This window comes from Amycolatopsis samaneae (genome assembly GCF_039541975.1).
GTDB lineage: Bacteria > Actinomycetota > Actinomycetes > Mycobacteriales > Pseudonocardiaceae > Amycolatopsis > Amycolatopsis samaneae.
On record NZ_BAABHG010000006.1, the window covers coordinates 323,518 to 343,481 of the forward strand.

The window sequence follows — 19,964 nt, forward strand, 5'->3', positions numbered from 1 at the left end:
GCCAGCGGGCCGGTTCGGCGGTAACGAGTCCGCTACCCTCGGCGTCAGGCTCGATAAGGCGGAGGGATCGGACCGTGCCGGAGGAATTCTCGCTGGGCATGCTCGAGGTGGATGTCGCCGTCCGCCGGGCGGGGCTGCCTGCCAGCTGGGCTCCGTTCGACATCCGTAGTGCCGTCCAGGCCGCGGGCGACGACGCCATCGCCACCTACGACCGGCTGAACGCGGAGGCGTGGGACGCCATGCGCGCCCGGCACCTCGCCGATCGGGACAAACTGGACGTCGATGTCGCCCACACGCTCCGCGCCTGGACCCAGCCCGACGTGCTGATCATCGTGCGGGCGGTCGAACTCTCCGACCGGCGCCGCGTCTACTACCGCGCGGCCGTCGCCGAGGGTCTCGGCGTCCTCTCCGAGCAGGTGGGCGACGACATCACCTTCCTGCAGATCCGCCCGGACCGTCTCGTCGACGCGGTGGTCGGCACCCTGCCGCCGTATCGAGCCGTTCCGGTCCGGCCGGTGACCATCACACGCCACGCGAAGCCCGCGCCGCAGGCCGAGCGCGACTTCAGCACCGAGGACTTCACCACCGAGCCGAGCAGGGCGGAGCAGGAGGCCCTGGTCTCGTTCAACCAGTGGCCGCCGCACCGGCTCGGCAGCGTCGAACTTCACGTGCGCACCGGCCACTCGGCGCTTCACAACCAAGGAGTGGTCACCTTCTTCGACTCCGACGGTGGCCGTTTCCTCGTCTTCACCGAACCGCTGTCCGGTGGCGAAAAGCGGCTCAGGTACGTCCCGTCCGATGGCTCGCACCTGCGCCGTTGGCTGCACGAAACCATCGCCGAGGTCGACCGCTAGCCGTTCATCTCCGCCCTTGGCGTCCACATTGGACACCAAGACAACCGGGCACGCTCATCCCCCGCTGTCACTCACCGGGCCATCGTGCAGATCAGGAGCCTCGGGCTCACCCGCTTCTTCCGGTCACCACGACCACGGAACCACAGACAGCCCCGGCTGGTCACTAGTACAGTGCCAGTAGGCCACGCAGGGTGGTCACGGAGGGTGCGGGAGGGCGCCATGGGTGAAACGACGTGGGGCACCGCGGGCTCGGTGCCAGGCTCGGATCAAGCAGCCGGCGACGCCGGTGCGAAGTATCTCAACGAAATGCTGCACAAGCCAATGGATGCCGATGCAGCCCAACGGCTCGCGACCGGCGGGTCCGAACTGAAGAAGATGGCCGAGAACGGCAGCTTCGCGATCAACGAAGCAGGCTTACAGACCTACCTCAAAGCCTGCGACCTGTTCCTCAAGGATTTCGGCCGCTGGCGAAGTCGCCTTGAGGACCTTACCCGGGCTGCCCGAATGGGGGACAGCAAATACGCGAAAGAGGTCGCTGCGTTCAACGCTATAGTTGCCGGCAGCGACGGTAACCCACAATCATTGCTGCCGAATCTCGACCTCATGCACGATGGCATCAAGCAGGCCAAGGAAGCGTTACTAATCGCACGAAAGAACTACCGCGAAACCGAAGAAGCCCACAGCATCTCCTTTGCCAAGATCAACAAGGAACTTGAACACCAGTGAGCCGACGCACCCTCGCGAGCATCGCGACCTTGGCTGTCACGGTTACCACGCTTGCCGCGTGTTCCAGCCAGATTGACGGCAAAGCCACCCCGTCAGCACTAAGCCCACCCCCGGCCAGTTCAAGCCCTGCCACCACCGCCTCGAACAACCCGTTCACTGGGATGAACCAGTGCACAACGCTGGACCAACTGCTGACAGGCCAGGGTTTCGGGCCAGCCGCCCCAAGTCCTTCAGATCGCAAGCACGTCTGCGCAGCGCAAAAGCCACTAACCAACACCGAGGATCCAATCGATGCCAGCCTGGGGTTCTACCCCGGCCAGAAGATCAACGAGAATATCAATAACCCTGCCAAGGCTAAGCCGGGGAAAATCAACGGTAACCGTCCCGCAGTACTGCAGCAGGAACCACTCCACTCTCGCGGTATGTGCGAGATCGGCATGCAGGTCGCCACCGACTCGCGCATAAATCTGCTCGTGGTCGTCGGCACTGACACTGAACGAGCATGCCAACTTGTCCAGGGCTTAGCGGAAAAGGTCGATCCACTGTTGCCGAAGGCGTGAGGGGAGCTTCCGTCATGAACCAGCCGCACCGGGCGCAGCACCAGCAGTCGGCGGGTGAGTTCTACGCCGAAACGCAGCGCAAGCTGGCCGAGAACGCACACCACCTGGGGTCCGAGGACCAGTGGGACGCGCAGGGCGGCATCGACCGGCAGACCCAGGACATGGCCTCCGTGTACTCGGTCACCCAGGGTCACGCGCTGCTGCAGGGCCAGACGCCCCGGTCGGATTACCCGACACCGGAGCAGCACTACCCCGGCATGTCGCACGAGCAGCTCTACGGCATGGCCCACGACAACCTGGACCTGGAACAGATCAACGGATACAGCGAGACCACCAAAGGATTCGGCGACTGGCTGGCCGACGTGTCCAACGCGTTCGCCGACGCGGGCAGTGGGGCGCAGGCCCAGTGGCAGGGTGACGCCGCGTCGGGCGCGCACGGGTTCTTCCAGTCGACCGCGAGCCACGCCGAACAGGCCAGCAACGCGGTCCAGCTGACGTCGAACCGGTATTCGCAGCAGTCGGCGGCGGCGCACTTCGCCAAGACGAACATGCCGGAGCCCACCGGGTTCAACCAGGACGCCGAGGTGGACAAGGCCGTCCAGCAGTACATGAGCGGCGATCACGCCGCGGCGACGGAGACGTTCAGCGGGATCACGGCCAAGCAGCAGCAGTCCGACGAATCACACCGCCGCGCGGTGGAGATCATGCAGAACCTGGACTCGACGTACCAGGAGACCGCCTCCACCCAGCCAACCTACACCCCGCCGCCGCAGCCGGGTAACGACAGCACGACCGCGAGCAGCGCGCACACCACCGGGTTCGGCGGCAACACCGGCACCACCGGCGGCATCGGGCCGGGGACCGGCACGCCGGGCACCCCGGGCGGAGGCCAGTTCACCGGCGGATCCACGCCGTATTCGGGCGGCGGCAACAGCTACGGCCCGTCGCCGGGGATCACCACGGGCACGGGCAACCCCAACCTTCCCGGCGGGGGCCCGGCCATGCGGCCGCCGCTGACCACGCCGGGGCCGATCGGGCGCGGCGACTTCGGGCTCGCCGGTGCCCCGCCCGTCAGCAATCCCGGCGGTGGCGACATCACGCGCGGCAAGCCGGGTAGTGGGTCCGGCCGCGCGGGCAGCAACTTCGCGGGGTCCCGGGTCTCCGGTGGCGGCTACACGCAGGGCAAGGGAACCACCGGTGGCGAACCGGGCGGTGGCAAGGGCACCGGCGCGGGCAAGGTCGCTGGGGAACGTCTCGAGCGCGGTGCGACCGCCGCCGCCAACGCGGGCAAGTCCGGCGCGGCCGGGGCTCCCGGCGCGGCGGGCGCGGGCGGCAAGAAGAAGGAAGAGGACAAGGAACACAAGAACAAGATGCCGCTGCAGGACGACGAGGTGTTCGAGGTGAAGCCGGACCGCGGGCCCGACGGTGAGAAGATCGTGCCGCCGGTCATCGGCGGCTGAACCGCCCCGGACCCCTAAGGGGTTGCGCCGGCGGGGACCTTCTCACAGGTACCCCGCCGGGCCCCGGCCGCGGATATCGTGGAATCCATGCACTTCTCCCTGGTCGACGCCTTCACCGATCGCGCCTTCGCGGGTAATCCCGCCGGAGTCGTCCTGCTCGACGCGCCCGCCGATCCCGCGTGGATGCAGGCGGTGGCCACGGAGATGAAGCACTCCGAGACCGCGTTCGTCGTGATCACCGGCGACGGGCCGAAGCCGTTGCGCTGGTTCACCCCGGCCGCCGAGGTCGAACTCTGCGGGCACGCCACCCTCGCGACGACGCACGTCCTCGGTGGCGAGCAGGTCTACACGACCCGGAGCGGCGAGCTGCGCTGCCGGGCCGAGGACGGCTGGGTGACGCTGGACTTCCCGGCCGACCCGCCGCGGCCCGCCGACGACGAGCTGAGCGCGATCCTGCCCGGGGTCGAGGTCGAAGAGACCAGGCGCGGGGCCGAGAACCTGTTCGCGGTGGTGAAGGACGCCGAGACCGTCCGTTCGCTCACCCCCGACCTCGCCGCGCTGACCGCGACCTGGAACGGCAGGCTGGTGGTGACCGCCCCGGGTGACACCGAGGGTGTCGACTTCGTCAGCCGGTTCTTCGGGCCGGGGGTCGGGGTCGACGAGGACCCGGTGACCGGCTCGGCACACTGCGCGCTGGCCCCGTACTGGGCACAGCGGCTCGGCCGCGACGCGCTGACCGGCCGCCAGGAGTCCGCACGTGGCGGCGTCGTGCGGACGAAACTGCGCGGCGACCGCGTCGAGCTGCCCGGGCAGGCCGTCACGATCGTGAGCGGGGAGTTGCACGTCTGATGCGCTTCGTCCTCAACATCATCTGGGTCGTGCTCTGCGGGTTCTGGATGGCGCTCGGCTATCTCGTCGCGGGCGTCATCTGCTGCGTGCTGGTCGTGACGATCCCGTTCGGGCTCGCCTCGTTCCGGATCGCGCACTACGCGCTGTGGCCGTTCGGCCGCACCGTGGTCGAACGCCGCGACGCCGGTGCCGCGTCCTGCCTCGGCAACGTCATCTGGTTCGTGTTCGCCGGGCTGTGGCTGTCCATCGGGCACGTGCTCACCGGGATCGCGCTGTGCGTCACGATCATCGGCATCCCGCTCGGCGTCGCGAACTTCAAGATGATCCCGGTGTCGCTGACCCCGCTGGGCAAGGAGATCGTCGACCTGCCCTGACTCAGTCCTCCGGCTCGTAGGGCAGCTCGACGACCAGGCAGGGGCCGCCGACGAACAAACCGCCGTCGATGCCGAGCGCCTTGCCCCCGGCGTAGAGGTACGGCCCCTCGATCTGCGACGGATGGATGCCCAGCTGATCGGCGATCACGCTGTGCCCGTGCACGACCCGCTCGCCGCCGAGCTTGTCCAGCAGGTGCTGCGCGGTTTCCTCGCCGTCCGGGCCGCGGAAGGCGTAGCGCGTGGTCATCCGCCGCCACACGTCCCACCAGGCCTCCAGGTCACGGCCTTCGAGGATCTCGCGCGCGCCGGCGTTGATCCCCTCGATCTCCTCGCCCCAGCCGAGGTACTCCAGGGTGTCCGAATGCAGCAGCAGGTGCTCCTCGGCGAGCGCCGCCAGCGGACGGCTGGTCAGCCACTCGATGTGCGCGCCGGTGAGCCGGTCCTGGTCGTCGGCGAGGCCGCCGTTGATCTCCCAGCTGCGCGCGAAGCTGCGCGGACCGAAGTCCGAGGGCACCGGCTCGTCGCCGAAGTGGTACATCCCCAGCAGCAGGATCTCGTGGTTGCCCAGCAACGTCCGCACCGAGCCGCCCGCCTCGGCGGCCTCGGCCTCCAGCCGCATCACCAGATCGATCGCGCCGACGCCGTCCGGGCCCCGGTCGACGAAGTCGCCGAGGAACCACAGGTGGTCCGCACCACCCGCCCAGCGATCTTCGTCGTCGAGGAGCCCTTCGGCTCTGAGGGCCTCGGCCAGCGCGTCACGGTGGCCGTGCACGTCGCCCACCACGTACGTGGACCGGTCCTTGCTCATCTCCCGACGATAAGCCCTGCTACCGACGGTTGACGATCAGCCTTCGCCGAACGGGTCCCGGGTACGCCCGATCAGGTCCGCCACCGAGTCGATGACCACGGTGGGCCGATACGGATAGCGTTCGGCCGACTCCCGGGTGGAGATGCCGGTGAGCACGAGGATGGTCTGCAGCCCGGCCTCGATCCCGGAGTGCACGTCGGTGTCCATCCGGTCGCCGATCATCAGCGTCGACTCCGAATGCGCGCCGAGCCTGCGCAGCGCGCTGCGCATCATCAGCGGGTTCGGCTTGCCGACGTAGTAGGGCGAGCGCCCGGTGGCCTTCTCGATCAGCGCGGCGACCGAGCCGGTGGCGGGCATCGAGCCCTCGAGACTCGGACCGGTGGCGTCCGGGTTCGTGGCGATGAACCGCGCCCCGCCCTCGATCAGCCGGATCGCGCGGGTGATCGCGCTGAAGCTGTACGTCCTGGTCTCGCCGAGCACGACGTAGTCCGGGTCACGTTCGGTCAGCACGTAGCCGACCTCGTGCAGGGCCGTGGTCAGCCCGGCCTCGCCGATCACGAACGCCGACCCGTTCGGGCGCTGTGCCGACAGGAACTTCGCGGTGGCCAGCGCGGAGGTCCAGATGGACTCCTCCGGGATGTCCAGGCCGGTACGCAGCAGCCGCGCCCGCAGGTCACGCGGGGTGTAGATCGAGTTGTTGGTCAGCACGAGGAAGCCGATCCCGTTCGACCGGAGCTCCGCGAGGAACTCGTCGGCGCCGGGAACGAGGTGTTCCTCCCTGACCAGGACGCCGTCCATGTCGCTCAGGTAAGTCCACTGCCGATCATTCATGGGCCGGATCCTACGGGCAAAACGGCGCGCGGTCCCGGGCGATCGCCCACGACACGTGTGCGCCGTCCCAGTGAACGGGCTACAGTGGAAATAGCCGCCGAACGCGAGGGGAGTCGCAATTCGGCAGGCACAACACGGGGTTGGGGGAATACTAAAAGTCACGAATATCGTTTCGTGCGAGCAGGGGGAAGCAATGTCTCTCAGCGCAATTCATCCTGCCCTTGGCAACTGTGTCAACAGGAGGGCGGGAACGAGCCATGACAGAAACAATCCAACGTCGAGCGGACACCGGAACCCCCGGTGAACCGCACTGGGGACTGACGAAGTTCCTTGATCCACTGCGGATTCCGCCGATGATCCGGCCGCATTCGTGGTGGCACCATGAAATGATCACAATACCGATGGTCACCAAGGAACAGCGGCTGCATTCCCAGCTGCCGCCGACGAAACTGTGGACCTACGCGGGGGAATTCCCGGGTCCGACCATCGAAGTGCGCAGCGGCAAGCGACTGCGGATTTCGTGGGAGAACGAAATCGAGGGAAAGATTCCGCTCGTGGCGGTGCAGGGGCCGGTCAGGAGCAACCCGTCGGGCAAGCCGGGCCGGGAGCTCGACCAGCCCGGTTACAAGATCATCGACGGCGTCGCCGACCTGCCCGCGTGGACCGTCGTGCACCTGCACGGCGCCCGGGTCAACGCGAGCAGCGACGGCTGGGCGCACAACGCCCACCTGGCGGGCACCGCGCAGCTGACCGAGTACGGGAACGTCCAGCAGGCGATGCCGCTGTGGTACCACGACCACGCGATGGCCATCACGCGCTTCAACGTGCACACCGGCCTCGCGGGCATGTACCTGGTCCGGGACGACGAGGAGGACGAGCTCGACCTCCCGGACGGCGACCGCGAGATCCCGCTGATCATCGCCGACCGCAACCTGGACACCGACCCGGTCACCGGCAGGCTCACCGGTCAGCTGCTGTACAAGGTGGCCGAGCTGGACGGCGGCGTGCTGCTCCCGTTCACCGGGCCGTTCACCACGGTCAACGGCGTGATCTGGCCGCATCTGGACGTGGACGCGCGGTGGTACCGGTTCCGCCTGCTCAACGCGTCGAACTCGCGGTTCTACACGCTGAACCTGGTGGACGAGAACGGCGCGCCACAGAACGACGCGGTGCGCCTGATCGGGACCGACGGCGGGCTGCTGCCGGCACCGGCACCACTGCCTGCCAAGACCGCCACCCACCCCGGCGGTCTCACCGTCGCCCCGGCCGAGCGGTTCGACCTGCTGATCGACTTCAGCCGGTTCAAGGGGAAGAAGCTCCGGCTGACCAACCTCGATCCGAACCTGGGCAAGGTCGAACCGGATCTCATGCAGTTCCGGGTGGACAACCGGAACCGGCACGACTCGTTCAAGCTGCCGGAAAAGCTGTCGAAGTCCTACGTCCGGCTGAAGCACGGCGACACGCTGCCCGAGGACCACGACCACGTGTGGATCGCGCTCCTGCTGAACAGGAGCGGGCATCCGGAGATGTGGGATCTGGAGGAGCTGACCACGCCCGATCCTGGTGGGGACGGGATCATCCAGCTGCTCGACCCGACGACGAACCCGCCCAAACCGCGGACGTTCCGCCGCATCGGGAAGCTGTTCGACGACACCACGGGCATCTTCATCAACCACGACCGCTGGGCGGTGTGGAACATTCTGCATCTCGGCGGCCCGGCACACCCGATCCACCTGCACCTGACCGAGTTCCAGGCGCTGTTCCGCAAGCACTTCACCTCGACGTTCGACTCGGCCACCGAGCGGACGAAGCGGCCGATCGGCAGCGTCGACCCGCAGACCGGGAAGCCCGACCCGTTCGTGGACGTCCCGCTGGAGAAGTACGAGGAGGGCTGGAAGGACACCTTCATCGTCAAGGCTGGTGAGTGGGTCAGCGTCGCGGGCAACTTCGGCGGTGGCACCGGCGAGTTCATGTACCACTGTCACATCCTCGACCACGAGGACGAGGGCATGATGCGGCCGTTCGTGGTGCATCCACCGGAGGTGGCGAAGTTCCACGTCCACCCGGGTGGCGGCCATCACCACGGCGGGTGAGGGGACGGTCCGTGGGGGCCTCCCCGAGGAGGCCCCCACGGACCGCGCGGCTAGGTGCCGGCGGCCGGGTGCACGGCGACCGCGGCCGCCTTCACCGACAACGTGACCGGGGATCCCGGTTCGAGCGCGAGCTCGGCGACGGCGGCCGGGGTGAGGTCGGCGGTCAGGCCGTGCGCCCAGCCCTCGCCCCGCACCCGCAGCCGTACCACCGGCCCGTGCGGCTCCAGCGCCGCGACCAGCGCGTCGACGGTGTTGCGCGGGCTGCCGTGGTGCTCGCCGTCGTGCGGATAGACCGCGACGGCGCTGGGCGCGAACACCGCGACCGCGGCCTCGCCCTCGACCGCGCCGTCGGCCGGGATGCCGGTGACGACGGCGCCTTCGGGGGTGCGCAGCCCGTCCGCGGTCGCGGTCCCGGCGACCAGGTTGAGCCCGGCGATCCGCGCGGTGAAGGCCGAACGCGGCGCGGCGAGCACCGCACGGGTCGGGCCGCGTTCGACGATCCGGCCGCCCGCGAGCACCGCGACGTGGTCGGCCAGCGCGAGCGCGTCGAGCGGGTCGTGCGTCACGAGCACCGTCGTCGGCCCGGTCCGCAGCACCCGCCGCAGCAGCCCGCGGATGGCGGGCGCCGAATCGACGTCGAGCGCGGCGAACGGCTCGTCCAGCAGCAGCAGGTCCGGTTCCGCAGCCAGCGCCCGCGCGATCGCGACACGCTGAGCCTGCCCACCGGACAGCTGCGCCGGCTTCCGGTCGGCGAACTCCGCGGCGTCCACTTCGGACAACCACTCCCGCGCGATCTCCCGCGACCGCTGCTTTCCGGCCCCCGCCGACCGCGGCGCGAAGGCGACATTGTCCACTGCGGACAGATGGGGGAACAGCAGCGCGTCCTGTGCGAGCAGGCCGATCTTCCGCGCGTGCGGCGCCAGGTTCAGCCGATCCCCCGCGAGGGCGCGGCCGGCGAGGGTGATCCGCGCGCGGCGCGGCGTGACCAGCCCGGCGAGACAACCCAGCACGGTCGACTTGCCCGAGCCGTTCGGACCGAGCAGGGCAAGCACGTGCCCCTCGGGCACGGTGAAGTCCACCGCCAGCTCGAACTCGCCCCGCGTGAGCTCGAGCTCGGCCTCCAAGGTCACGACCGCACCCCTTCCAGCGCGCGCGGCCGGGCGAGGGCGATGACGACGACCGCGACCACGATCAGCAGCAGCGCGAGCGCGACCGCGCTGTCGACGTCGACCTCGGCCTGCTGGTAGACCTCCAGCGGCAGCGTGCGCGTGACGTCCTCCAGGCTGCCCGCGAAGGTGATGGTCGCGCCGAACTCGCCCAGCGCCCTGGCGAAGCTGAGCACGACCCCGGAACCGAGCGCGGGCAGCAGCAGCGGCAGGGTGACGCGGCGGAAAACCGTCCACGGCCGGGCCCCGAGCGTCGCGGCGATGCGCTCGTAGCGGTCACCCGCGCCCCGCAGCGCGCCCTCCAGGCTCACCACCAGGAACGGCATGGCCACGAACGTCTGCGCGATGACGACCGCCGCCGTGGTGAACGGCACCTGCGCGCCGGTCGCCCAGCCGATCAGCTCACCGAGAAAGCCCTTTCTGCCCAGCAGGTACAGCAGCGCCAGCCCACCGACCACCGGCGGGAGCACCAGCGGCAGCAGCACGACCGAGCGCAGGAACCGGATCCCCGGCACCCGCGAACGCGCCAGCACCACGGCCAGCGGCACACCGAGCAGCACACAGGCCACTGTGGACAGCGCGGCGGTCTCCAGCGACAGCCGAAGCGCGCTCAGCGACGACGGCCGGACCAGCAGGGACGGCAGCCGGGTCAGGTCGGACCGCGTCAGCAGCCCCACCACCGGCAGCACCACCAGCGCGAGCGCCACCACCGCCGGTACCCACAACACCCCTGGGACACGCGCTGCCGTCAAGGCCCTTCGGTCACGGCGTGCCAAACCCGACCTTCCCCAGCTCCGCCCTGCCCTCGGGACCACGCACGAACTCGGCGAACTCCTTGGCCAGCGCGGCCTGCGGCGCGTTCTTGACGACGCCGAGCGGGTAGTTGTTGATCGCCCCCGCCGCCTCCGGGAAGTCGACCTTGTCGACCTTCCCCGCCGCCGAGGCGGCGTCGGTGACGTAGACGAGCCCGGCGTCGGCGTCGCCCGAGGCCACCTTGGCCAGCACCTGCTTGACGTCCTGCTCCTCGCTCGCCGGCTTGATCGACACGCCGGTGCTCTGCTCGATCTTCTTCGTCGCCGCGCCACACGGCACCTGCGGCGCGCACACGACGACGGTCGTGCCGCTCTTGGCGAGATCGACGAACGCCTTGATCCCCTTCGGGTCGCCCTTGCCGACGGCGATGGTCAGCTTGTTCGTGGCGAACACCACCGGCTGCCCGTCGATCACCTGCGCCTTGGTGGCCTTGTCCATGTTGGCCTGGTCGGCGGAGGCGAAGACGTCGGCCTTCGCGCCGTTGGTGAGCTTCTGCACCAGCGCCGACGAGCCTTCGAAGTCGAACTTCACGGTCACCCCGGGGTGCTTGGCCTCGAACTGCTTGCCCAGCACGCCGAAGGACTCGGTCAGCGAAGCCGCCGCGAACACCGTGAGCGTGCCACCGGGCGCGGGCGCCGTGCCCTGGCCACCGGGGTTCGAACTGGCCTTGTCCGAGCTGCTGCACGCGGTGGTGACGAGCGCGACCGCGGCGACGGCCGCGACGAGGTTCCTGGCACCAGTGAGCTTCATCGGCTTCCTTCCGGGGTTTCCACCACGACCGTGGTGGCCTTGACGACGGCGACCGCCAGCACGCCGGGGCGCAGGCCGAGCTCGTGGACGGCTTCGGTGCTCATCAGCGAGACCACGCGATGGGCGCCGCATTGCAGTTCGACCTGGGACATCACCTTGTCGACGATGACCTCGGTGACCAGCCCGACGAAGCGGTTGCGTGCCGACCGCCCGACGTCGGAGGGATCTTCGGGCCCGGAGGCCTGTGCGCGGGCGAAGGCGGCGAGCTGGGCACCGTCGACGACCTTGCGCCCGGCGGCGTCGTCGGTGGCGGTCAGCTGACCGGCACGGACCCAGCGCCGGACGGTGTCGTCGCTGACGCCGAGGAGTTTGGCTGCCTCGGACAGCCGAAATTGCGGCATGCCTTGGACATTATCCCCGCACCTGCGGAATAGCCATGGCGGGTGTGGAAACTACGCGGAGCCGGAATTGTCCAGGATCTCCGCGCGCATCTGGTCGAGCAGCGCGTTCTGAAAGCGCTCCACCACTTTCCGTTCACTGGGCGAGAACTCGGCGAGGATCCGCTCCGTCGCCTCCAAGGCCGACTGGAACAACGGTGCGAACTTGGCCGCGGCGTTCGGGACGATCTCCACGAGCACCTTGCGACGGTCTTCCGTATCCCGCACGCGGCGGACGAGCCCGACCTTCTCCAGCCGGTCGATGACGCCGGTCACCGCGCCGGTGGAAAGCCCGGTGAGCTCGGCGATCCGGCCGGCGGTCAGCGGCCCTTCGGCCTGGCTGACCAGGTCGTAGGCCTTGTGGTCGCTGGGCGCGAGCCCCATCTGGTCGGCGATCCTGGCGTGCCGGAGCACGGCGAGCGTGCTGCCCTCCCGGCCCAGCTGCGCGAACCTGCCGAGCTCTTCGGCGCTGACGGGATACGTTTTCCCTGTAGTGCCCGACATCACGTAACCCTTTCACCGGTGTGCCGCGGGTCGTTCGGCTACCGAGCGGCTCACTTCATGAAACAGTCTAACTTGTCACGTTCGGGGTTAGGCTGGAGCCAATGACAGCAGTGGATCTCGGTTTTCCTCGCGTCCCCGGCACCCGAGGCTCCGCAGGCACGCCCGCGAAACCCCGTCCCGACAAGCCGGAACTCCTCGACACGTTCGGCCGCGTCGCCACCGATCTGCGGGTGTCGCTGACCGACCGGTGCAATCTGCGCTGCACCTACTGCATGCCCGCCGAAGGCCTCGACTGGATGCCCGGCGAGCAGGTGCTGACCGACGACGAACTGCTGCGCCTGCTGCGGATCGCCGTCGAGCGGCTCGGCATCACCGACATCCGGCTCACCGGCGGGGAGCCGTTGCTGCGGCCCGGTCTGGAGGAGCTGATCGCGCGGATCGCCGCGCTCGAACCGCGGCCGCGGTTGTCCATGACCACCAACGCGATCGGCCTCGCGAAGCGGGCCGCCGCGCTCGCCGGGTCCGGTTTGGACCGGATCAACGTCTCGCTCGACAGCGTCGACCGCGACACCTTCGTCAAAATCACCCGGCGCGACCGGCTTTCCCACGTACTGGACGGCCTCGCCGCCGCCCGCGACGCGGGCATGGCACCGGTCAAGATCAACGCGGTGCTGATGCGCGGGCTCAACGAGCACGAGGCCGTGCCGCTGCTGCGGTTCAGCCTCGCCGAGGGCTACCACCTCCGGTTCATCGAGCAGATGCCGCTGGACGCCCAGCACGGCTGGAACCGGCGGGACATGATCACCGCCGAGGAGATCCTCGGCATGCTCCGTGCGGAGTTCGAACTCTCGCCGTTCCCCGTCGCGCGTGGGGGCGCCCCCGCCGAGCGCTGGCTGGTCGACGGCGGCCCCGGCGACGTCGGCGTGATCGCGTCGGTCACCCGGCCCTTCTGCTCGGCCTGCGAGCGGACCCGGCTGACCGCCGACGGCCAGGTGCGGTCCTGCCTGTTCAGCAACGACGAGACCGACCTACGCGCGCTCGTGCGCGCGGGCGCGCGCGATGAAGAGGTGGCGGACGCCTGGCGGCGCACGATGTGGGGCAAGCTCGCCGGGCACGAGATCAACGAGGCCGGGTTCGCGCAGCCGATCCGGCCGATGAGCGCGATCGGCGGTTGAGATGACGGAGACGACGGCTGAGGGCGCCGCGGCGCCGATGTCGGTACTCGTGCGCTATTTCGCCTCCGCGAGGGCCGCGGCGGGTACAGAAGAGGAGAAGGTGCGGCTGCCCGGCGGCGCCACCGTGGCCGACGCCGTGCGGCTGCTGCGCGAGCTGCACCCGGGCGGACTCAGCCGCATCCTCGACGCGGCGAGCCTCCTGCTGAACGAGGTCGCCGTGCGGGACACCGGTCGCACGCTGTGTGACAGTGACCGGCTGGATGTCCTTCCCCCGTTCGCGGGTGGCTGACACGCTTGTCATTCCTTGGGCTGGCCGCGCGCCGCGAAGATCGATAAGGTGCCCGCCTTATTTCGTTCGCCACGCGCACGAATGGGCCATTCGCTGCGCGAAACACGTGACGCAGACCTCACGATCTGTGTTTTATCTCGGCTAGGAAACGAGCAGATAACGGCCCTCTGAACAGGGGAAATAACCGAATCGTGCAAGGTTCTGTGCTGTTACTGTGACACAGGTCACACCCCGAATAATTTCCGATCACGGCTCTCGTTACGTACCGTCGCTTTTCGGTTGGCCCCGACCGACCACGCAAGACCGGGAATCCGTAGCGCCTAGCCCTGTCCGACGGATCCCCGGACCCATACCCCGAGCGAAAGCATTCCGGACAGGGACGAGGGGACCGAGACGACGCGTCGTGCGGAGTCGAGGTCAGCCGGCCGGCAACGGACGGACAGGCCGAACCCAGGCCTGACCCTCAGCTCAGTCTCGTAGGCGCAGGAAACGAGAAGTACTCAAATGTCTTACCGAGGCAAGCACCGCAAGATGTCCGCCGCTACCCGCCACATCGCTCGCGTCGCTGTCGCGGGCATCGCGGTCGGCGCCCCCATCGCGATCGCCGCGACCCCCGCGTCGGCGACCAACTGGGACGCCATCGCGCAGTGCGAGAGCGGTGGCAACTGGAGCACCAACACCGGTAACGGCTTTGGCGGCGGTCTGCAGTTCACGCCGAGCACCTGGAAGGCCTACGGCGGCTCCGGCAGCGCGCAGAACGCGTCGCGTGAGGAGCAGATCGCCGTGGCCGAGCGCGTCCTGCAGGGCCAGGGCATCGGCGCGTGGCCGGTCTGTGGCGCCAAGGGCGCTGGCGGCTCCACCGCCAAGTCCGTGACCCCGAAGAAGAGCACCCCGCAGCAGCAGAAGCAGGTCACCCCGAAGAAGAGCACCCCGGCGCCGGTCAAGTCCGTCGCCCCGGTGACCCAGGTGGCCAGCTCGAACCCGAACGGTGACTACACCGTCGCGGCGGGCGACACGCTCTCCAAGATCGCCGAGCAGTTCAAGGTCGAGGGCGGCTACCAGAAGCTGCAGGACCTGAACAAGCAGTACGTGTCGAACCCCGACTTCATCGTGGTCGGCCAGAAGCTCGCCACCAAGTGACCCGAGCCTGCCTGAAGGCTTGAGTCCGGCGGCTTCGCCGTACTCGACAGGACCCCACCGCGATTTTCCCCCGGCGGTGGGGTCCTGGCTATTTCCGCGAGGTGCCCGCGGCCTTCTTCCGGCCGCGGGCGCCTCCGCGTATCCGGCTCCGGCCCCGTGACGCGGACGAACGCCCCAATGTGGCATTGGGTGCGCTCAACGCACCCAATGTGGCGTTCGGTGCGTCTGACGCACCGAACGCCACATTGGGGCGCATGGCACCGCACCGGAAGCACAGCGCCCGGCGTGAAGTAAGAGGCTGTTGTGGCTTAAGTGACCATTGGTACCACTGTGACTCCCTGACGCCGCCCCGGAGCGATAGCAAAGGTCCCTTGCTCCCCTACGGCGCCCCAGAACCGGGCCAGAAGCCGTTAAGGCCACCTTGCGGGCGTTGGACGCCCACAAGGTGGCCTTAACGGCGCTGGCGACCGCTCAGGGCGAATTGACCCACTCGTCGGTGCCGTCGGTGAAGTGCTGGTGCTTCCAGATCGGCAGCCGGGCCTTCAGCTCGTCCACCAGTTCCGCGCACGCCGCGAACGCCTGTCCCCGGTGTTCGGCCGCCACCGCGCACGCCAGCGCGACGTCGCCGATGGCCAGCGGGCCGATCCGGTGACTCACCGCGACCGCCCGCACACCCGTCCAGCGGGCGGAAAGCTCCGCGACGACCGAGGCGAGCACCTCGGTGGCGGTCGGGTGCCCCTCGTAGACCAGATCCCGCACCGAGCGGCCGCCGTCGTGGTCCCGGACCACCCCGCCGAAGGTCACCACGGCTCCCGCGGCGGCGTCCTCGACGAGCTGGGCGTGGTCCTCGACGGAGAGCGGCGTTTCGGTCACGACCGCCCGGAGCACCCGGACCGGCACGGACGCCGAGGGCGCCGCGCGGGGGTGGTCACCACCCGCGAGCTGGTCCACGGCGTGGTCCAGGACGCCGTCGAGCACGCCGAGGCCGTCCTTCACCCCGCCGCTGGACCCCGGGAGGTTCACCACCAGCGTCCTGCCCGCGACCCCGGCCACGCCGCGCGAGAGCACCGCGGTCGGCACCTGGGGCAGCCCGGCGGCCCGGATCGCGTCCGCGACGCCCGGCAACTCGTAGTCCAGCACCCCGCGGGTCACGTCCGGGGTCCGGTCGGTCGGCGAGATCCCGGTGCCCCCCGTCGAGACGACGACCGCGACGCCGTCCGCCACGGCGGCCCGCAGCGCGACCCCGACGGGCTCGCCGTCCTCGACCACCACCGGCGCCGGGACGTCGTAGCCGCGGTCGGTGAGCCACCGGACGATGACCGGGCCCGTCTTGTCCTCGTAGATCCCCTTCGCGGCCCGGTTCGAGGCCACGACGACGCGGGCGGTACGCGCGGACGTCATGGCCGCTCCCAGGTTCCGGTCTTGCCGCCGTCCTTGCGCAGCAGCCGGACGTCGTCGAGCGTCGCGGCGGGGTCGACGGCCTTGATCATGTCGTGCAGGGCGAGCCCGGCGACAGCGACCGCGGTCAGCGCCTCCATCTCGACGCCGGTGCGGTCGGTGGTCTTCGCGGTGGCGCGGATGTGCACGTCCGTGCCGTCCAGCTCGAACTCCACCTTGACCCCGGACAGCGCGATCTGGTGACACAGCGGGATCAGCTCCGGCACCTTCTTGGCGCCCATGATCCCGGCGATCCGCGCGGTCGCCAGCGCGTCGCCCTTGGGCAGGCCGTTCGCGGCCAGCAGTCCCAGTACCTCGGCCGTGGTGCGCACGGTCCCGGCGGCGAGCGCGGTCCGCGCCGTGGCCGTCTTGCCGGAGACGTCGACCATCCGGGCCGCCCCGGTCTCGTCGACATGGCTCAGTTCACTCACCTGAAGGAGGCTACTGCGCGGCGAAAGATCCGTGGGGGCCTCCCCAAGGGACCTGGAGTCCCTCAGGGAGGCCCCCACGGACCTGCGCGGAACCTCAGAGGACAGGTAGTGCGGAGCGGCGTTCCAGTGCCTGCTCACGCTGACGCTGCTGCTCCGGCGAGAGCCCGCTGAACGCGCTCCCGGTTTCGGCACCGCACGCGGTGTCGTGGGCCGGACGCTGCCCGTCCACCAGGAACCGGTTGACGGCGTTGTTGCCGCAGGCGTTCGGCGCGAACAGATACACCCCGTGCCCGCCCTGGTCCACAGTCACCATCCGGGCCCGGTCGCCCAGCGCGCGCCGGGTCTCGCGCGCCCCGGACAGCGGCGTCGCCGGGTCGCGCAGGTTCTGCACCACCAGGATGTTCGACGGGCCCTTGTCGCCGATCTTCACCGGCGGCTCGATCGGCGCCGACGACCAGGAGGCGCACGCCCAGATGTTCGCCGCGGCGGCGCCGAACATCGGGAACCGCGTCCGGTCCTCGGCGACGTTGTGCTGGTAGGTCGCCACCGACCGCGGCCAGGCGACGTCGTTGCAGACCACGTGCAGCTGCGCGGAGAGCAGGTTCTCCATCACGTCCTGCGGCGGGGCGGCGTCCTCGGTGGGCAGGGCCGCGGGCACGGCCCCTCGGACCAGCGCCTGCCACTGCTGCGCCAGCTTCGGGAAGGACGTGCTCGCGTAGAGCGCCCCGAACACCCCGGTGCGGAAGGTGGCTCCGTCGATCGCGCCGACCGGCGTCCGGTCCAGCCGCTCGGCCAGCGCGAAGTAGTTCGCCGTCACCTGCTGCGGCGTCCTGCCGAGCCCGTAGCTGTCGTTACGAGCCGCGGCCCACTTCGCGAAGTCCGGGAAGCGGTCCTGGAAGCCCTGCGCGAAGCGGCGCGAGGTGGTGACGTCGAGGCCGGTCGGCCCGACGACACTGTCCAGCACGACCCGGTCGGTCCGCTGCGGGAACAGCGTCGAGTACACCGAGCCGAGGTAGGTGCCGTAGGAAACGCCGTAGTACGAGATCTTCTTCTCGCCCAGCGCGGCCCGGATGACGTCCATGTCGCGGGCGGTGTTCGCCGTGGTGATGTAGGGCAGGATCGGCGCCGTCTTCGAGGTGGCGCACTGCTGGGCGATGCCAGCCACCAGCGTGGCGTGCTTCGCGACGTCGGCCGCGTCACGCGCGTACGGCGGCACGTTGCTCTGCAACGTTTTCAGGTCGCAGGTGACCGGCGTGCTGTGGCCGACCCCGCGCGGGTCGAACCCGATCAGGTCATAGCTGTCGGCCACGCTCGCAGGCAGCCCGACCTGGGCCAGCTGCGCGGGCATGGCCAGCCCCGGCCCGCCGGGCCCGCCCGGGTTCATCAGCAGGACCCCGCGACGCTGCGCGGGTTTCGCGGAGGCCAGGCGCGACACCGCGACCTGGATCTTCTTCCCGTCCGGTTTCCGGTAGTCGAGCGGGACGTCGACGGTGCCGCACTGCAGCTGCGGCGCCGCGACATCGGCGGGGCACGGGCCCCACCGCACCGGCGGGCTCCCGTCGGCAGCGACGGCGGTACCGGGTACGACGATCGCGGTCGCGGTGACCACGGTGGCCAGCAGGCCGAGTCCGCGGGAGACGGACGAACGCATCCCAAAACCCCCTAATTCGACGACATCGTCGAAATTCAGGCTAGGGACACGGCACCGTGGGGGCGTCCACCGTCAGGCGTATCCCCCGTCCCCCACGGTGGTGAGCCTCGGGTCAGGGTTTCCCCTACGGCCGGTCGGCGGCCTCCGCGCGCACGGCCTTCTTGATGGCGTCCGCGACCGCCGGGGCGACGGCGTTGTCGAACACGCTGGGCACGATGAACGACGCGTTGAGCTTGCCGTTGTCCACCACGTCGGCGATCGCGTCGGCGGCGGCCAGCAGCATGGTGTCGTCGATCTTGTGCGCGTGCGCGTCGAGCAGGCCGCGGAACACCCCGGGGAACGCCAGCACGTTGTTGATCTGGTTCGGGAAGTCGCTGCGGCCGGTGGCGACGACGGCGGCGTGGCGCTGCGCCTCCAGGGGGTCGACCTCCGGGTCGGGGTTGGCCAGCGCGAACACGACGGCGTCGTCGGCCATCGTGGCCACCTGCTCGGCGCCGAACAGGTTGGGAGCCGACACGCCGATGAACACGTCGGCACCGACGAGCGCCTCGTGCAGCGTGCCGGACGCGCGCTGCTTGTTCGTCTCGGCCGCGATCGAGGCCAGGTTGTCGTCGAGGTCGCCGCGGTCGGGGTGCACGATGCCGTTGATGTCCGCGGCGACGATGTCAGCCGGGTTCTTGCGCAGCAGCAGGCGGATGATCGCCGAGCCAGCCGCCCCGACGCCGCTGACCACGATCTTGCAGTCCTCGATGTTCTTGCCGACCACGCGCAGCGCGTTGCGCAGCGCGGCGACGACGACGATCGCGGTGCCGTGCTGGTCGTCGTGGAACACCGGGATGTCGAGCTGCTCGCGCAGCCGCTTCTCGATCTCGAAGCAGCGCGGCGCGGCGATGTCCTCCAGGTTGATCCCGGCGTACACCGGCGCGATCGCCTTGACGATCTTGATGATCTCCTCGGTGTCCTGAGTGTCCAGGCACACCGGCCAGGCGTCGACGCCGGCGAACTTCTTGAACAGCGCCGCCTTGCCCTCCATCACCGGCAGCGCCGCGGCGGGGCCGATGTTGCCGAGGCCGAGCACGGCCGAGCCGTCGGTGACCACGGCGACGGTGTTGCGCTTGATGGTCAGCCGCCGGGCGTCCTCGGGGTTGCTCGCGATCGCCTGGCACACCCGCGCGACGCCGGGGGTGTAGGCGCGGGAGAGATCGTCACGGTTGCGGAGCGCGACCTTCGGCGAGACCTCGATCTTCCCGCCGAGGTGAATGAGGAAGGTCCGGTCGGAGACCTTGCGGACCCGCACGCCGGGCAGCGAGTCCAGTGTCTCGGTGATGTCCCTCGCGTGGTTCTCCGACAACGCGTTGGCGCTGATGTCGACCACGATCGAGTCCGCGTGGGACTCGACGACGTCGAACGCGGTCAGCACGCCGCCGACCCGCCCGACGGCGGTGGTCAGATCACCCGCGGCGGTGGACGACGCCGGGGCCTCGACCCGGACAGTGATCGAATACCCGGGACCGGGAACCGGCATGGCACTTACCCCCGCTGGGAAGCTCCGAATAGGACGGGGGAAACCCTAGTCCCGTGACCGGCGCCACGCGGCCCCAGCTGGGTGACTGACC

General features: G+C 69.6%; 21 protein-coding genes. 10 read left to right on the forward strand and 11 right to left on the reverse strand.

Features of this window, described 5'->3' with window-relative positions; genetic code table 11:
* Positions 1-74: 74 nt before the first annotated feature.
* From ABD987_RS18215 to ABD987_RS18240, 6 genes are all read left to right on the forward strand, one after another.
* Positions 75-854 (forward strand): ESX secretion-associated protein EspG, encoded by a 780-nt coding sequence (locus ABD987_RS18215; RefSeq protein ID WP_345394348.1) that lies wholly within the window; start codon positions 75-77, stop codon positions 852-854.
* A 219-nt stretch (positions 855-1,073) separates the two neighbouring features.
* Positions 1,074-1,580 (forward strand): hypothetical protein, encoded by a 507-nt coding sequence (locus tag ABD987_RS18220; protein WP_345394351.1) that lies wholly within the window; start codon positions 1,074-1,076, stop codon positions 1,578-1,580.
* Complete coding sequence (locus ABD987_RS18225) at positions 1,577-2,140, forward strand: DUF3558 family protein (protein ID WP_345394354.1); 564 nt, start codon at positions 1,577-1,579, stop codon at positions 2,138-2,140. The genes ABD987_RS18220 and ABD987_RS18225 overlap by 4 nt, the downstream gene beginning before the upstream one ends.
* A 14-nt stretch (positions 2,141-2,154) precedes the next feature.
* Positions 2,155-3,600: a hypothetical protein gene (locus ABD987_RS18230; RefSeq protein ID WP_345394357.1), complete on the forward strand. Its 1,446-nt coding sequence runs from the start codon at positions 2,155-2,157 to the stop codon at positions 3,598-3,600.
* A gap of 87 nt (positions 3,601-3,687) precedes the next feature.
* Positions 3,688-4,449: a PhzF family phenazine biosynthesis protein gene (locus ABD987_RS18235; RefSeq protein WP_345394360.1), complete on the forward strand. Its 762-nt coding sequence runs from the start codon at positions 3,688-3,690 to the stop codon at positions 4,447-4,449.
* The gene (locus tag ABD987_RS18240; RefSeq protein WP_345394363.1) at positions 4,449-4,823 is read left to right on the forward strand and encodes a YccF domain-containing protein; all 375 of its coding nucleotides are present in this window, start codon (positions 4,449-4,451) and stop codon (positions 4,821-4,823) included. The genes ABD987_RS18235 and ABD987_RS18240 overlap by 1 nt, the downstream gene beginning before the upstream one ends.
* Position 4,824: 1 nt before the next feature.
* Here ABD987_RS18240 and ABD987_RS18245 read toward each other — a convergent pair whose 3' ends face one another.
* Entirely contained in the window at positions 4,825-5,631 is an 807-nt protein-coding gene (locus ABD987_RS18245) for a metallophosphoesterase family protein (protein ID WP_345394366.1), read from the reverse strand.
* A gap of 36 nt (positions 5,632-5,667) precedes the next feature.
* Positions 5,668-6,462 (reverse strand): HAD-IIA family hydrolase, encoded by a 795-nt coding sequence (locus ABD987_RS18250; RefSeq protein WP_345394369.1) that lies wholly within the window; start codon positions 6,460-6,462, stop codon positions 5,668-5,670.
* 386 nt (positions 6,463-6,848) lie between these two features.
* On the opposite strand from ABD987_RS18250, the gene ABD987_RS18255 reads away from it, so the two are divergent.
* Positions 6,849-8,555 carry a multicopper oxidase family protein gene (locus ABD987_RS18255; RefSeq protein ID WP_345394372.1) on the forward strand — a complete coding sequence of 569 codons (1,707 nt, stop codon included), beginning with the start codon at positions 6,849-6,851 and terminating at the stop codon, positions 8,553-8,555.
* Between the two features lie 50 nt (positions 8,556-8,605).
* Here ABD987_RS18255 and ABD987_RS18260 read toward each other — a convergent pair whose 3' ends face one another.
* Genes ABD987_RS18260 through ABD987_RS18280 form a run of 5 tightly spaced genes read right to left on the reverse strand, consistent with a single transcriptional unit; the run spans position 8,606 to position 12,225 of the window.
* Entirely contained in the window at positions 8,606-9,685 is a 1,080-nt protein-coding gene (locus ABD987_RS18260; RefSeq protein WP_345394374.1) for a sulfate/molybdate ABC transporter ATP-binding protein, read from the reverse strand.
* Positions 9,682-10,449: an ABC transporter permease gene (locus ABD987_RS18265; protein WP_345394808.1), complete on the reverse strand. Its 768-nt coding sequence runs from the start codon at positions 10,447-10,449 to the stop codon at positions 9,682-9,684. The genes ABD987_RS18260 and ABD987_RS18265 overlap by 4 nt, the downstream gene beginning before the upstream one ends.
* A 34-nt stretch (positions 10,450-10,483) precedes the next feature.
* Positions 10,484-11,284, reverse strand: coding sequence for a molybdate ABC transporter substrate-binding protein (modA, locus tag ABD987_RS18270; protein ID WP_345394377.1), 801 nt, complete (start codon positions 11,282-11,284; stop codon positions 10,484-10,486).
* Positions 11,281-11,685 carry a TOBE domain-containing protein gene (locus ABD987_RS18275; RefSeq protein WP_345394380.1) on the reverse strand — a complete coding sequence of 135 codons (405 nt, stop codon included), beginning with the start codon at positions 11,683-11,685 and terminating at the stop codon, positions 11,281-11,283. Before ABD987_RS18275 ends, modA begins: the two co-directional genes overlap by 4 nt.
* Before the next feature lie 51 nt (positions 11,686-11,736).
* Positions 11,737-12,225: a MarR family winged helix-turn-helix transcriptional regulator gene (locus ABD987_RS18280; protein ID WP_345394383.1), complete on the reverse strand. Its 489-nt coding sequence runs from the start codon at positions 12,223-12,225 to the stop codon at positions 11,737-11,739.
* A 101-nt stretch (positions 12,226-12,326) separates the two neighbouring features.
* Here ABD987_RS18280 and moaA point away from each other — a divergent pair, with 101 nt between their 5' ends.
* From moaA to ABD987_RS18295, 3 genes are all read left to right on the forward strand, one after another.
* Positions 12,327-13,400: a GTP 3',8-cyclase MoaA gene (gene moaA / locus ABD987_RS18285; RefSeq protein ID WP_345394386.1), complete on the forward strand. Its 1,074-nt coding sequence runs from the start codon at positions 12,327-12,329 to the stop codon at positions 13,398-13,400.
* A gap of 37 nt (positions 13,401-13,437) precedes the next feature.
* Positions 13,438-13,689, forward strand: a complete 252-nt coding sequence (locus ABD987_RS18290; RefSeq protein WP_345394811.1) for a MoaD/ThiS family protein — start codon at positions 13,438-13,440, stop codon at positions 13,687-13,689.
* A 504-nt stretch (positions 13,690-14,193) separates the two neighbouring features.
* Positions 14,194-14,829 (forward strand): transglycosylase family protein, encoded by a 636-nt coding sequence (locus ABD987_RS18295; RefSeq protein WP_345394389.1) that lies wholly within the window; start codon positions 14,194-14,196, stop codon positions 14,827-14,829.
* A gap of 471 nt (positions 14,830-15,300) precedes the next feature.
* On the opposite strand, the gene ABD987_RS18300 is transcribed toward ABD987_RS18295, so the two are convergent.
* The 4 genes from ABD987_RS18300 to ABD987_RS18315 form a co-directional block, all read right to left on the reverse strand.
* Positions 15,301-16,230, reverse strand: a complete 930-nt coding sequence (locus tag ABD987_RS18300; protein WP_345394392.1) for a molybdenum cofactor biosynthesis protein MoaE — start codon at positions 16,228-16,230, stop codon at positions 15,301-15,303.
* A complete protein-coding gene (gene moaC / locus ABD987_RS18305) occupies positions 16,227-16,697 on the reverse strand; it encodes a cyclic pyranopterin monophosphate synthase MoaC (protein ID WP_345394395.1) in 471 nt (156 codons plus the stop codon). The genes ABD987_RS18300 and moaC overlap by 4 nt, the downstream gene beginning before the upstream one ends.
* A gap of 94 nt (positions 16,698-16,791) precedes the next feature.
* The gene (locus ABD987_RS18310) at positions 16,792-18,348 is read right to left on the reverse strand and encodes an alpha/beta hydrolase (RefSeq protein WP_345394398.1); all 1,557 of its coding nucleotides are present in this window, start codon (positions 18,346-18,348) and stop codon (positions 16,792-16,794) included.
* A 124-nt stretch (positions 18,349-18,472) separates the two neighbouring features.
* A complete protein-coding gene (locus ABD987_RS18315; RefSeq protein WP_345394401.1) occupies positions 18,473-19,873 on the reverse strand; it encodes an NAD-dependent malic enzyme in 1,401 nt (466 codons plus the stop codon).
* Positions 19,874-19,964 lie beyond the last annotated feature (91 nt).